Here is a 13,509-nt window from a genome sequence, read left to right on the forward strand (position 1 = left end):
TGTTCATCCAGAGTTCCTGCCTGTTGAACCGTCCTTTGGTCTCTCGTCTGCGCTGCTCTCCCCTGGCCGTTACAGCCGTCCCCTTACCGCCGGGTTGCTCCTGAGGCGCTCTGGCTGGAAGGGCCCCTCAGGGAACGGCATCCCACAGAATCGTCTGCAACACATCGTCCACCGTCTCGGCCCGCCGGATTAACCGGACAGAGCGGTCGCTCCGAAGCAGCACCTCGGCGCACCGGGGCTTGCCGTTGTAGTTGAACCCCATGGCGTGACCGTGGGCACCGGTATCGTGAATCACCAGGAGGTCACCCACCTCTACCTCGGGAAGCTCCCGGTCCAGGGCAAACTTGTCGTTGTTCTCGCAGAGACTGCCCGTGACATCCCAGACATTCACGGGAGCGTTNCCTGTTTTCTCCNGTCCNTGTTCCNGTCCTTGTTCCGGTGTTCCTTCCAGANGGGATTTCTCCGGGAGGGCTTTTCCCGGAACAGTAATATGATGGTACGCTCCGTACATTCCCGGCCGCATCAGATCGGCCATGGTGGCATCCACGCCGAGATAGCGCTTGTAGGTCTCCTTCTTGTGACGCACCCGCGTGACCAGCCANCCGTAGGGCCCTGTCACGACGCGNCCGTTCTCTGTAACTACCCGAACCGGATCAAGACCGGCTGATACGATNATCTCCTGATAGGCCNTCTCGATACCCCGGGAGAGAATCTGGTAGTCCACAGCCTTCTGCTCCGGCCGGTAGGGGATACCGATCCCGCCCCCCAGGTTNACAAACTCGATATCGATCCCCAGANCGGCCTTCAGCTCCACNACCAGCTCAAAGAGAATGCGGGCGGTCTCGACAAAGTAGTCGGGGTTCAGCTCGTTGGAGGCCACCATCGTATGAAGGCCGAACCGGCGCGCACCCAGATCGCGCGCCCTGCGGTACCCCTCAAAAAGCTGCTCCCTGGTGAAGCCGTATTTTGCCTCCCGGGGGGTCCCGATGATGGCGTTCCCCTCTTTCAGGGAACCCGGGTTGTAGCGAAGACAGATCAGCTCGGGCATGCCCGCCTCGCGGGCAAGGAAGTCCACGTGGCTCAGATCGTCGAGGTTGATAATCGCCCCCAGATCCCGGGCCTGCCGGAACTCCTCGGCGGGGGTATTGTTGGAGGTAAAGATGATGTCCTCGCCCCGGATGCCCAACCGTTCCATGAGTGTAAGCTCCGTACCGCTGCTGCAGTCGAAGCCCATTCCCTCGTCCCGGAGAATCGCCAGAATTGCCGGGTTGGGCAGGGCTTTTACGGCGTAGTAGTTGCAGAACCCCCCGGGAACCCAGGAAAAGGCCCCCTGAAACCGGCGCGCGTGGTCGCGGATCGCCGCCTCGTCGTAGATGTGGAACGGGGTGGGACAGGAGGCCGCCACCTCCTCNAGAAAGGATACGTCGAAGGGAAGGGATCTCTCGGGTACTGTGTTCATGGCGCAGAAGGTACGCAGGGAGCGCCCCGAGGTCAACCCCGGAACGTCGGCAGGAACAGAAAAAAGCTGGCCGCTTCAGGCAGGACAGGGCCCCGAACCAGGCCCCGCCCCGCCGGGGATTTACCGCTCCGGATCATCGCAGCCGGGATCACCCAGCCGCTTGGCCTCCACCAGAAGGATCAGTTGTTCCGGCAGGCCGTTCAGCAGATTTCGGGGAATAATGAGGTCAAAATCCCGGGCAAGCTCTATAATAAACTCAAGATGATCGTAATCCCAGCGGTGAAAATCGTCGGCGCCACACTCGGCGTTGATCGTCTCCAGGACCCTCCCGCAGACTTCGGCCATCTCGGCTCCGGAGAAATGGTCCTGGATTCGGGCGAAGATCCCCCGGGTTGCCTCGGGGTCCAGGCCAGGCAGTTCCCGGAAGAAGGCCTCCTGCAGAGCCGCTTCGTCGACCTGATCGTCCTGGTAGATCTGGGGATTGAATACATCGTCGCTTTTCACAAAAAACCTCCCTGGAAAAAACTGTGGAGCTGTAACTTTAGCAGAATAATTATAACAANATATATGAGAAAGGCATATATTAAATTTCGCAGGAGGGTCAAAAAGAACCGTTGACGATCTATATAGATACCTTTATACTTATTTCGTTGCCGATATAGCCCGTATTGATATACGGGACAACGAATACTGACGGTTTGATATACACATNTGTGCGAAGGAGCATTGTTATGGGCGAAGCAACTGAGCCTGTCGGGACACCATCGTCCTCGCCGGGTATCCGCCGGAGCGGAGGTTCCCGGTCAAGAAAGAAAAAGAAGAGCCAGATTCCTCTGGGACTGCTCGCGGGGGTCGCCATCATCGCCATTGGCCTGGTGATCATGAGGGAGTCGGGGTTGCTGGCCTTTTTCTGGTTCACGGGGATCGCCTTCGGGTTCATCCTCCAGAAGGCGCGGTTCTGTTTCACCGCTTCCCTGCGGGATCCCTATCTCACGGGGGGGACCAGTCTGACCAAGGCGGTCCTGACAGCCTTCGCTGTTACCAGCGTGGGTTTCTGGGCGATCCTCTACGGAGCGCATCTTGCGGGACAGCCGCTGCCGGGCCAGGGTTTTGTCGCACCCATCAGCGTCTCCACCGCCGTGGGGGCCACCATGTTCGGTATCGGCATGGTTATCGCCGGGGGGTGCGCCTCGGGAACGCTCATGCGCGTGGGTGAGGGCTTTCTCATGCAGATTCTGGCGCTGGTCTTCTTTGTTGTGGGGTCCCTCCTGGGCGCCGCCTCTTTCGGCTGGTGGGAACTCAACTTTATCGCCACCTCGCCTCGGGTTTTCCTGCCCGATGTGTTCGGCTGGTTCGGAGCAATTGCAGTGCAGCTGCTGATCATCGCGCTCTTGTGGATCGCAGCAGACAAGTTTGCCAAGGCGAAGCAACGTGCGGGAACGCACTGAGAACTAACGTGCGGGAACGCACTAAAATTTAACAGGGATTCCTGAAGGAGATTGTCATGAAAGAAGAAACACTGGATTGTTTGGGCGAGGCCTGTCCTGTTCCGCTGGTGAAAACCCAGAAGGCTCTGGAAAAACTCGATGTCGGTGATGTCCTGATCGTTCAGATCGATCACTCCTGCGCCATGAAGAACGTTCCCGAGTGGGCCCGCGAGGCGGGACACAACGTCGAGATCGAAGAGGTCGACGATGGTGAATGGGACGTGGTTATCGAGAAAGTGAAGTAAGGACGGAGCGTTCTATGTTGAAGAAACTGTCGGATACTATCGCCGCCAACGACTACTACAAACTGTGGCTCAAGGATGCGTGGCCCTATATCACCGGCGCGATTCTGCTCTCGGTATTCCAGATTGTTTCCCTGGCTGTTGCCGGTAATCCCTGGGGTGTATCCGCAGCCTTCGCAAACTGGGGCGCCTGGATCTACGAAGCCCTGGGCGGTTCNGTCGGAAAGTGGTACTACTTCTCTTCCGACGGCGCCCAGGCGGTGCTGGAACGGGGATTCCTCCGGGATCCTGCCACCATCCGAAACCTCGGAATTATTGCGGGAGCCCTCTTCTCGGTGCTCATCGCCTCGGGGTTCAAGGTCAAGCAGATCAAGACAAAGAAGCAGGTCGTGGCAGCCACCCTGGGAGGCCTCCTGATGGGCTACGGCGCACGGATCGCTTTCGGTTGCAACATCGGGGCTCTCTTCTCGGGGATTTCCATGCTCTCCCTCTCGGGGTGGGTCTTTGGAGCATTCCTCTTTCTGGGAGCGGTCATCGGCAGCAAGATGCTGGTGAAGTTCTTCATGTAATCCCGGGGAACAGTTTCCCAAGGAACAGATCATGCGCGAAAAGAAACGTGAACAATACGATGTGGTGGTGATCGGCGGCGGCCCCGCCGGCCTCACGGCCGCAATTTACTGCGGCAGGGCGCACCTCTCCACGCTGCTCATAGAAAAATCGCTTATCGGGGGCTTGGCCACCTATACAAACGAGATAGAAAACTACCCGGGCTTTCCCGAGGGGACCACCGGCCTGGGCCTGATGGAACTCTTTCACAAGCAGGCCAAGAAGTTCGGGGTAACCTTCAAGCTCACCGACGTAAAGACGGTGAATCTCGAGGGCGAGACAAAAGAGGTGGAGACCTTCCGCACCATCTACGAGGCCAAGACGGTCATCGTCGCCTCGGGGGGACGTCCCCGGGTAACCAAGGCAAAGGACGAGGAAAAATATCTCTTTGATAAGGGTATCTCCTTCTGCGCCACCTGCGATGCCGCCGCCAATACGGGCAAGACCGTCATGGTGATCGGCTCGGGCGACGCAGCTATTGAAGAGGGGACCTTTCTCTCCAAATTTGCCAAAGAGGTGATCGTCAGCGTGATCCACGACGAGGGCAAGATGGACTGCAACGAGATCGCCCGCGATGCGGCCCTGGCGAACCCCAAGATGACCTTTATCTGGAACACCGTGGTGGAGAGTTTCGAGGGCGAGGGCCACTTGAGCCGGGTGAATCTGAAGAACCTCAAGACCGGCGATATCATTCCCGTGGATGTCGATAACTGTTTCGAGTTTATCGGCTACGAGCCCAACACGGAGATTTTTGTGGACAAACTCCCCATGTCCCAGCGGAACTACATCATCACCAACGAGCATATGGAGACGGGTATTCCCGGGGTTTTTGCCTGCGGTGACGTGCGGGAGAAGGAGCTCAAGCAGGTGGCTACCGCCGTGGGTGACGGGGCCATAGCCGGTGTAGGCGCCGAGAAATACATCGCCGAGACGGAGATGTTCGAGAACCAGCTGATGCAGAAGGAGAAGGTGGGGATCATCTACGTCTACAGCGCCATCGATGCCCCCAGCCGGGAACTGCTGCCCATGATGCAGGAGATCGAGAACGCCTTCCAGGGCCAGGTAAAGCTCAATGTGATCGACCAGTACAAGGGCAAGAGCCTCTGCGAACGCCTGGGCTGTGATGTGGAACCGATGACGGTGTTCTACACCAAAGGGGGCGAGGTGGTGGAGACCTCCACGCGCTGCGACAAGAAGAGCGTGGCCGAGGCCCTGAACAAGCTGGTGGCGACGCCCGTTGAGGTGGCGCTATGAAGAGCACACAGACCGTTCTGACGAGGGGGGCTGCCCGTATGGTGGCCCCGGTTCTGGCCATGGGGGTGGTGATTCTGGGAATGTTCGTGCTTGCCGGTTGCGCTCCCAGGCCCGTGGGCGAGACGGGAACAGAGATTGTGGAGGCCTCGGCCGTGGCATCGCTCCTGGAGCAGCCCGGGGCAGTGCTGGTGGATGCCCGGAGCGCACCCGACTACCGGCAGGGCCATCTCCCGGGGGCGGTGAACATCTCCCGGGCCGATATCGTGGTAATGAGCCCCTTCCCCGCGCTCCTGGCTCCTCCGGAGCAGATCGAGAATGCCCTGGGGTCCCGGGGGATCAGCAATGATTCCCTGGTGGTGGTCTACGACGACAACAATAACATGGATGCGGCCCGCCTCTGGTGGACCCTGAAGGTCTACGGGCACCACGATGTAAAGGTGGTGAGCGGGGGGCTGGAAGCGCTGAAACGGGAGGGCTATACCCTCACGACCCAGGCTCCGACGGTCACTCCCGCCACCTTCAGGGCCCAGCCTGCTGACGAGTCCATGATGGTGAGCGCCCGGGAGATCCGCGCTCATCTGGATGATCCCGATCCCTCGGTGGTGCTCATCGATACCCGCTCGGACGAGGAGTTCCTGGAGGGGCATATTCCGGGGGCCCTGCATATCGACTATCGGGAGAACAATTTTCGCGATGGCACCTTCAGGCCCGTGAATCATATCAGGATCAATTACCTGAAGCAGGGGATCGACTACACAAAGGAGGTGATCCTCTACTGCCATACCTCGATCCGGGGGACCCCCACCTTCCTGGCGCTCTATAACGCAGGGTACCGCTCGTTGCGGCTCTTCGATGGGGCCTGGGTGGAGTGGACGGCCAACCCCATGAATCCGATATACCGGCCTGATCCGGAAACTGCACGCCTCAGGGCGCCGGATCAGTCCTGACCCCGACTCGAAGACTGACTCGAACGAGCCGGCCCCGACAGGGGTCGGCCCACGAAAGCTAGCACGAAAGGGCCGGCAAAAAAAAGGAGGAAGAGCGTATGAAAAGGAACCTGGTGGTATTGATGCTCCTGGCGGGAGCGCTCCTGCTGACAAGTTGCGGAAAAGCAGAGGAAACAGCCTCGGCGACCCCCGCAGCAGAAGCACCGGCGGCGGTCTCCGTCCAGGATTTTGTAGCGGGCTATCTGGCAGCCCTGCCGGAAAACCGGAACTACATCGTCTCCATGGATGACTTTGTGGAGAAGGTCCGTTCGGGCGAGGATATGTACATTGTGGATATCCGCCGCGCCGACGATTACGCCAAGAGCCACGCCCGGGGCGCGGTGAACGTTCCCTGGGGAACCAGCGCCATGTGGGAGTCGATCCCCTACCTGCCCCAGGACCGGACGGTCTACGTTCACTGCTACAGCGGACAGACGGCGGGGCAGGCGATCGTGATGATGCGCCTGGCCGGTATTCAGGCTGTCTCGGTGAACTCCGGGTGGAATCTGGGCATATCCCGGGTTGAGGGCTACGAGGATATCCTGGAGAGCGAGGGGACTCCCCTGGGGACAACGCGTCACGACGTACCGGCCCAGGTGATGGAGATGATCCAGAACCACTACCAGAAGATGGCCCAGCAGGCGGGAACGCCCTTCGCCAACTTCTTCATCTCCGAAGAGAACGCCAAGGCTGTCCTCGACGCACAGGACNCGTCGGTCCNGTTTGTCTCGATCCGCCGGCCCGACGACTACGCTGCGGGCCACATCGAGACGGCGATCAACGTTCCCTATAACCCCTCCATGGCGGAGATGATCCCNATGCTTCCGGCTGACAAGACGCTGGTGGTCTACTGTTACAGCGGCCAGCAGTCGAACCAGGCCGTGGGACTGCTCCGGCTCCTGGGGTACGACGCGGTATCGCTCATCTACGGNATGGGCACACCCCGCACCGCTCCCCGGGGCTGGGCAAACAACGGGTTTCCCGTTGTCGCCGCAAACTGACCGGACCCCTTCCGGTCTGGCACGCTCCCTGTCCGCGGGCTTCCNGCCCTNCCGGACGGGGGGCTTTTTTTTCCCCGCCGGGGCTCCCCTTCCGGCGGTGTTCCGCTCTCCCGCGGTGGGTTTCTCCGCTCTCGTCGGGCTGGCCTGGCTTGCCCTCCACCTCTGGAGTCTGGAGTGGTTTCCCTTTGTTCACTCCGACGAGGCCTGGCTCGCTTCGCTGAGCCGCACCATCTGGCTCGAGAAAAATCCGGCCGCCACGGAAGAGTTTTTTCGCCTGACGCCCCGCACTCCCCACGCGATCAAGACGCTCTACCATCTTCTTCAGGGGCCCCTGGTAGCGACCTGGTGGACCATTGGCGCTGCCAGACTGCCCTCCCTGGCGGGAGGGGTGACGGCCGTGGCTCTTCTGGGGGTGATTCTTCGGCGTCAGGGGCTCCCCTTCCCGGTGGCGGCAGCCATCACCCTGGCTTTTGCCCTGGACCCCCTGGTCTTCGCGGCGAGCCACCTGGCCCGGCAGGAGGCGCTCATTCTGGCGGCACTCGCCGGGGGGATCGCTGCGGGATCGGCTCCGGCGGCGGGGGTCATCCTGGGGCTGGCGGTGTTTGTTCACCCTAACTCTTTTATTGCCGCTTCTGGGGTCCTCCCCTGGGTCCTCTACCGGAGCAGGCCCGGCAGGAGATTTCGCGATCTGGCGGTCTACCTGGGGATGCTGGCCCTGGCGGGAGCGATCGCCCTGGCTCTGAGTCTTCGCTGGGATCCCGCCTTTTTCAGCAATTATCTCGCCTTCGGTCGTTCCGTGGGGGTCACCGCGCACCCCCTGGTGAGGTTCGGCGAGGCGCTGAACTTCATCGTCAAGATGAGTCTCGGGATAGCCGGAACCTATTACTTGCCGCCCGCTCTGGTCCAGCTGGTGACGCTCGCCGTGGTTACGCCCCTGGCACTGGCTCTCTCGTGCTGGCCGGGGGTCCCCGAAACAACCCGCCGCCTCCTGGGGACCTGCGCGTGGTCCAGCCTCTGTACCGCTGCAGCGTTGGTGATGATCGGCAAGTACAGTCCCCCCTCGACGGTGTTTCTGGTTCCGGGCCTCTATTGCACCCTGGGGGCCCTGGCCCAAGCCATGGTACGGCGCTGGTCCCGGCGCAGGGTAACCATCGTTCTTACCGGGATCGCTCTGGCCATGGCAGGAATAACGGGCACCCTCCTGACGGGGGAGCTTCTGGGGATGTACCCCCCCAGGATTTCACCGGATCCTTCGCCCGGGACCGCACCCGAAGCCTCATCAGAAATCTCACCCGAAGCCTCACCCGGCGTTTCACGCGGAGCGTTGCCGGAAGAGCGCGCTTCCTACGGCCGGTATCTGGCGCGGATCACCGCCGCCGTTCCCCCGGGCACGCCCGTTCTGGCGCCCCTCAACAGCGCCTTTGCCTTTGAGCCGGGGCAGCTCCGGGTCTGGAGGGATCTGGATCTTCTCCCCTCCGGGGAGGCTTCCCTGGAACGATTTCTCCGGGAAGAGGGGGTCCAGTGGCTGGTGGTTCCCCGGGAGGAGTTGCGTCTGATCTACCGGGAACGGCCCCTCTGGAACCAGGTCTACGGGAATCCCCACCGGTTCTATCGGGAGCTGGAGGATCTGCTGNAAAGGCGGGGNCGGTTACGGGATTCCTTCCTGGCTCCCTGGTACGGGGCGCGCATGATCCCCCTGGCGAGGCGGGTGGAGCCCCTGGTTGAGATCTATCAGCTCGATTTTTCCCCTGGGGGTCAGGAGCGGCCCGGGGAGGTCCCGGTCAGGAGCGAACCTGGTCCCCCTGAAGAGCCCGGTTCAGCCGCTCCCGATCCGGGGCGGGNTCTTCGGGGAGGATCTCCCCCCGGCGGTTCATGACGAGAACGCGGCTCCCCAGGGTGAGGGCCTCCTCTACGTCGTGGGTGACAAAGAGCGCCGTTCCCCGGTGGTCCCGAAGAAGCCGCTGCAGGAGGTGTTGCAGCTCCCGTCGCTGGGGCGCATCCACCGAGGCAAAGGGCTCGTCCATCAGAAAGAGCCGGGGCCGTCCCGCAAAGGCCCGGGCCAGGGCTGCCCGCTGACGCATGCCCCCCGAGAGCTGATGCGGATAACGGCGCAGGGACTCGCCGAGTCCCACCTCGGCCAGAATTGCCCGGGCGGCTTCTTTCTGGTCGGGGGTGGGGCGCCCGCGGGTTATCCCGAAGAGCACGTTATCCTCTACCCGCTTCCAGGGGAAGAGCTGGTCCTGATCCTGAAAGACCATAATGCGCTGGGGGTCGGGGGCCGTCACGGGCCGCCCCTGGAGGAAGACCCGGCCAGACTGGGGCGCGAGAAAGGATCCGGCCACTTTCAGCAAGGTTGTCTTTCCGCACCCCGAAGGACCCAGCAGGCAGACCAGCTCCCCCTCCTGGAGCGTGAGCGAAGAGTCCTGCAAAACGGGAGCTCCGTCGTAGGCCAGGGTGATCCCCTCCAGATGCAGGAGGGGCGCCGAGCCCCCCCGGGAAGTATCTTCGGCGCTCCTGCCCGCGCCATTTCCACGGTTCTTCATAGGGTCATCCCCCAGCGACGGATCGTCCGGTCCTCTGCCACCCGGAAGACCACGGTTTCTACCAGACTTCCCACGGCCATAACCGTGACGATTCCTGCAAAGAGGCCAGCCGTGTCCATAAAGACCCGCCGGGAGTGAATAAACCACCCCAACCCGCCCGATCCCGAGACGGAGCCGAAGAGCATCTCGGCGCTGATCAGGGCGCGCCAGGCTCTGGCCCAGGCGATGCGGAGCCCCGCCAGCAGGTAGGGAGCCGTGGCAGGGAGGGCGATCCGCACCAGATAGCCCAGCCCCCCCAGGCGGTAGTTTCGCGCTACCAGACGCCAGGTCAGGGGAATCGCGCTGTAACCAGCCTGAAGGTTGGTCAGGACGGGCCAGAACACGCTATGTACGATCACTACCAGCACCGCAGCGGGACCAATCCCAGCCCACAGAACGATCACCGGCAGCAGAACGATCCCCGGCAGGGGGTGCAGAAGCGCTCCCAGAATGCGCATGATCACGGCCACGCTCCGCAGGGAAGCCGAGAGCAGCACCGCCGTCAGGGCCAGAACGAGGGCGATCGCCGCCCCGGCCAGGATAAATCCCAGAGACGTCAGGACCTGTTCAGCCAGGGCCCCGCCCCGCAGCGCCTCCAGCAGCGCCACGGCGATCTCCCGCAGGGGAGGCATCAGAAGCGGGGAGACCCCTCCCAGGCGGCGCAGAACCTCCCAGAGGGGCAGAGCAGCCAGGACCACCGCCCAGGCGATGATCCGGGGACGCCAGGGAGAGGGATCGGAGGTCATGGGGTGGCCTGAAATACCAGGGGGGCCGCCTCGGTGAGAAAATCCCGCACCCGCTCATCCTCGAGGTAGCCATAGCGGGCCATGGCCCCGATAAACCGGTCGAAACCCCGCACCTCCCGGGAATAGACCTGGCCGGGATGATCCATCTGTGCACGGAGAACCTCTGCCTCGACACCGTAGACCTGGCAGAGCGATCTGAAGAGCTCCTGTTCTTCTCCGGCCTGAACCTTCCGGGCCAGACCGATAGCCCGGTCCAGGGCCCGCAGAAAGGCCTCCTCGATCCTGGCCTCGCGGGGGGTCTTCCCCCAATCGGGAGCAGCGGCCCCGATAATGAAGGTGAAGGCCCCTCCGAAGGCATCCTCGCCGCTCAGCAGCAGCCTTCCCCGGGGATCCTCCAGGGCAGAGAAGAGAAAGGGCGGTGCCGTGAACTGGGCGGCCACATCGCGCCCCGCCAGGAGCGCCGTGAGTCCCTCGGGGTGGCCCATGCTCACCAGCCGGTCGTCAAACCGGCGGGGGTCGCCGTAGCGCTCCTCCGAAGCCATGGCCAGCAGGATATGCTGAATGCTTCCCGGCTGGGGCAGGGCAATTCGATCCCGGGGTTGCAGATCGTCCAGGGAACGGAGCCCCTCCCTGACCGTGACCAGCCCCAGGGGAGCCTCGGAGAGGCCCGTGAAGACCCGCCACCCCGTGCCCCGATCGACCCCGATCAGGTAGGGGGGGATTCCCATGAAGCCGATGTCCAGGTGCCCCGCCAGCATGGCCTCGCGAATGGCCGAGGCGTTGCCCGTGCGTCGCCACTCCACGGCCGGGGCCGGATCGGGATCGAAATCACGACGGAGTTCCTCCTCCAGAAGGCCCTCGACCTGCATGATCACCAGCGGGAGATAGGCCAGTCCGTGCTGTTCGGCGATCCGTACCGCCCCGGGGCCGGTCGCCTCGCCGGAAGAATCCCCCCGGGGGGCGCACCCGGCAAACAGAACCAGCAAAGCTGCAATTNTTTTCATCACCATGGCCGCATCATACCCCGGAGTGCACCTGAATATCACCCCGGGTATCGATAAGAAGATTCTCTCCCCGGGCGTTCTCTGCGCGCAGGGTCTCAAAAAGACGGTCCACCAGAAGATTCACCTCCCGGCGGGAGCTGCCCCGGAGGACGGCGAAGGCGATCCGCTGGGTGGAGTTGCTCCGGGGAGCGATTACCGTTCCCGCTGGTAAAAGAAACCGGCAGGCCTCCACGCCGGGAAGTTTCAGCAGCTCCTCCTCACCGCGATAGCGAACTACCCGGCCGGGACGCGCAAAGATCAGGGGCACCGCGCAGAACGCCCCCTGCGGGAGGACCGGTTCCTCCTGGCGGGGCAGGCCGAGAGCGGTCTGGAACCACCCCAGTTGCCGTCCCAGAACGTCCACGCCCGTCACGGGGGGCAGGGAAATATCCTCGTAGGCACCGCCCAGACGACAGGCGATCTCGTTCACCCGCACCCCGTCATCCCCCAGGAGGAACTGAAAGTAGAGGGGCACCCCCCCGAGGCCGAAGGCGCGGGTAATCTTCCCTGTGATCACCCCGATCTCTTTCTCCCGGTCCCGGGCAAAACAGGAAGGATAGCGGTGGGCCAGACAGACGCCCAGCCCCTGCCCTCCTGCTGGATCGGGAGGAAAGGTGATGCGGTCCGTTATGGCCCATATCTCGGGGGGATCACCCTCGCGGGGGACCCAGCCACTGAGAGTTACCTCCCGGGAAGGATAGTATTCCTCTACCAGGATAGCCTTCTCCCGGGAAAAGGCGAGGGCCCGGGGGCGATGCTCCAGAAGTTCCCGGCGATCATGGACGATCGCTATCCCCCGCTGGCCCTGGCTATCCAGGGGCTTGACCACCCAGGGGGGAGCCAGCCGGGCCAGCCCCTCCTGATCCCACCGCGCCGGATCCTCGCCCAGAACCGCCCAGGGCACGGTGGGGATTCCGGCATTGCGGAAGCGCTCTTTCATGTGGAACTTGTTTGTCACCATCAGGGCCGTCCCGGGGGAGAGCGCACAGGGCAGCCCCAGCTCCCGGGATGCCAGAGCCGCAGTATACACGGGCTGATCCGAGCCGGCCGCCACGATCGCAGAAACCCGCAACGCCCGCGCAGCCCGGGAGACCGCCCGGGGATCGAAGGTAGAGGCCCGGACGAAGTAATCTGCCAGGCCACGGCCGGGCGGGTTTTCGGCCTGATCGGCCAGAACCACGGAGAACCCCTCCCGGCGTGCCCGCGCCAGGATACCCAGCTGACTGCTTCCTCCCCCCAGAACCATGAGCCGGGGCAGGCTGCGCCGGGGAGGGCGCAGGACCCGCCCCAGGGAGCGCAGGGGGCCCCAATAGAGAAAGAGCGACCCGTACACCCTCAGGAGTCGCCTCAGGGTATAGCTGCTCGCAGACCCGTCGATCTCGCGGGAGCCCCGGGCATCGCCGTAGCGCACCGCCGCCGTAACGGGCCGGAACTGCAGGAGCATCGCCGAGAGGTAGGGAAACGCCACGGGCCGGTTCAGGGCTTTCACGAGCAGTTCCCGCCGGATCATGCGGAAACTCCCCACGGGGATGCTCCAGGGCAACCCCAGAAAAAGGTGAAACAGAAGAGAGTTCAGCCGCGTCCCCAGCCCCCGGATACCCCGGGCCTTCCGGCGCGGAACGCCATACACCAGAGCACACCCCGGCACCTCCTCCAGACGGCGGCGCAGACGCGGAATCACCTCGGGGGGATGGGCCCCATCGTCGTCCAGAGTAACCACCAGCTCCCCCCGCGCCGCCGCGACCCCCGCCAGGGTGGCCCCGATCTGTCCTGTCCGCCGGGGCATCATAACCAGCCGCACCCGAGGCCCGGGCTCCCCCGTCACCCCGGCGGCCGCCTGCCCGGGCTCGTTCACCCCGCCCACCCCGGTCAGGGAGACCTCCCCGGCCAGGGTGGCCTCGGTCAGGGCGGCCCCGGCCAGGGCAGCCAGGGCCGCCCGGTGAACAGCATCGCTTCCATCGTCAACAATAATCACCTCGCCACCGCCTTCCCGGGCCAGGACAGACCGCAGCCGGGGCAGGAGCCGCGCCAGACGAGCGCTCCCGTTCAGGGAGGGAATAACCAGAGAAAGAAAAGGGGAGCTCTCCATGACGCCATTCTAGC

The 13,509-nt window shown here is 63.2% G+C and carries 11 protein-coding genes; 6 read left to right on the forward strand and 5 right to left on the reverse strand.

Translation table 11 applies throughout. From position 1 onward, the window contains the following. Window positions 1-127: 127 nt before the first annotated feature. Entirely contained in the window at window positions 128-1,459 is a 1,332-nt protein-coding gene (locus B071_RS0103395) for a diaminopimelate decarboxylase (RefSeq protein ID WP_026244935.1), read from the reverse strand. 120 nt (window positions 1,460-1,579) lie between these two features. After that, entirely contained in the window at window positions 1,580-1,963 is a 384-nt protein-coding gene (locus tag B071_RS0103400) for a hypothetical protein (protein ID WP_018525700.1), read from the reverse strand. Window positions 1,964-2,190: 227 nt separating this feature from the next. On the opposite strand from B071_RS0103400, the gene B071_RS0103405 reads away from it, so the two are divergent. The 6 genes from B071_RS0103405 to B071_RS0103430 all read left to right on the forward strand — a co-directional run bounded on the left by B071_RS0103405 (window position 2,191) and on the right by B071_RS0103430 (window position 7,035). Continuing rightward, window positions 2,191-2,907: a YeeE/YedE thiosulfate transporter family protein gene (locus B071_RS0103405; protein ID WP_018525701.1), complete on the forward strand. Its 717-nt coding sequence runs from the start codon at window positions 2,191-2,193 to the stop codon at window positions 2,905-2,907. Window positions 2,908-2,963: 56 nt separating this feature from the next. Beyond that, window positions 2,964-3,191: a sulfurtransferase TusA family protein gene (locus B071_RS0103410; protein WP_018525702.1), complete on the forward strand. Its 228-nt coding sequence runs from the start codon at window positions 2,964-2,966 to the stop codon at window positions 3,189-3,191. A gap of 14 nt (window positions 3,192-3,205) precedes the next feature. Further along, entirely contained in the window at window positions 3,206-3,757 is a 552-nt protein-coding gene (locus B071_RS0103415; RefSeq protein ID WP_018525703.1) for a YeeE/YedE thiosulfate transporter family protein, read from the forward strand. 31 nt (window positions 3,758-3,788) lie between these two features. Then, window positions 3,789-5,048 (forward strand): NAD(P)/FAD-dependent oxidoreductase, encoded by a 1,260-nt coding sequence (locus B071_RS0103420; protein ID WP_018525704.1) that lies wholly within the window; start codon window positions 3,789-3,791, stop codon window positions 5,046-5,048. Further along, the gene (locus B071_RS15720) at window positions 5,045-5,995 is read left to right on the forward strand and encodes a sulfurtransferase (protein ID WP_018525705.1); all 951 of its coding nucleotides are present in this window, start codon (window positions 5,045-5,047) and stop codon (window positions 5,993-5,995) included. Before B071_RS0103420 ends, B071_RS15720 begins: the two co-directional genes overlap by 4 nt. Window positions 5,996-6,276: 281 nt before the next feature. Next, entirely contained in the window at window positions 6,277-7,035 is a 759-nt protein-coding gene (locus B071_RS0103430) for a rhodanese-like domain-containing protein (RefSeq protein WP_438829549.1), read from the forward strand. A 1,781-nt stretch (window positions 7,036-8,816) separates the two neighbouring features. On the opposite strand, the gene B071_RS18915 is transcribed toward B071_RS0103430, so the two are convergent. From B071_RS18915 to B071_RS0103450, 3 genes are all read right to left on the reverse strand, one after another. Next, window positions 8,817-9,578, reverse strand: a complete 762-nt coding sequence (locus tag B071_RS18915) for an ABC transporter ATP-binding protein (protein ID WP_083914430.1) — start codon at window positions 9,576-9,578, stop codon at window positions 8,817-8,819. Further along, on the reverse strand, window positions 9,575-10,363 hold the full coding sequence (locus B071_RS0103440; RefSeq protein ID WP_018525708.1) for an ABC transporter permease: 789 nt from the start codon (window positions 10,361-10,363) through the stop codon (window positions 9,575-9,577). Before B071_RS0103440 ends, B071_RS18915 begins: the two co-directional genes overlap by 4 nt. A 1,017-nt stretch (window positions 10,364-11,380) precedes the next feature. Next, window positions 11,381-13,495 (reverse strand): glycosyltransferase, encoded by a 2,115-nt coding sequence (locus B071_RS0103450; RefSeq protein ID WP_018525710.1) that lies wholly within the window; start codon window positions 13,493-13,495, stop codon window positions 11,381-11,383. Between the last annotated feature and the right edge of the window lie 14 nt (window positions 13,496-13,509).

Source organism: Alkalispirochaeta alkalica DSM 8900 (genome assembly GCF_000373545.1).
In the GTDB taxonomy this organism is placed as follows: Bacteria; Spirochaetota; Spirochaetia; order DSM-27196; family Alkalispirochaetaceae; genus Alkalispirochaeta; species Alkalispirochaeta alkalica.

Excerpts from the sequence above, each read along its gene's own strand:
- B071_RS0103405 (WP_018525701.1), top strand. The coding sequence starts at position 2,191 with ATGGGCGAAGCAACTGAGCCTGTCGGGACACCATCGTCCTCGCCGGGT.
- B071_RS0103410 (WP_018525702.1), top strand. The coding sequence starts at position 2,964 with ATGAAAGAAGAAACACTGGATTGTTTGGGCGAGGCCTGTCCTGTTCCG.
- B071_RS0103420 (WP_018525704.1), top strand. The coding sequence starts at position 3,789 with ATGCGCGAAAAGAAACGTGAACAATACGATGTGGTGGTGATCGGCGGC.
- B071_RS15720 (WP_018525705.1), top strand. The coding sequence starts at position 5,045 with ATGAAGAGCACACAGACCGTTCTGACGAGGGGGGCTGCCCGTATGGTG.
- B071_RS0103440 (WP_018525708.1), bottom strand. The coding sequence starts at position 10,363 with ATGACCTCCGATCCCTCTCCCTGGCGTCCCCGGATCATCGCCTGGGCG.
- B071_RS0103450 (WP_018525710.1), bottom strand. The coding sequence starts at position 13,495 with ATGGAGAGCTCCCCTTTTCTTTCTCTGGTTATTCCCTCCCTGAACGGG.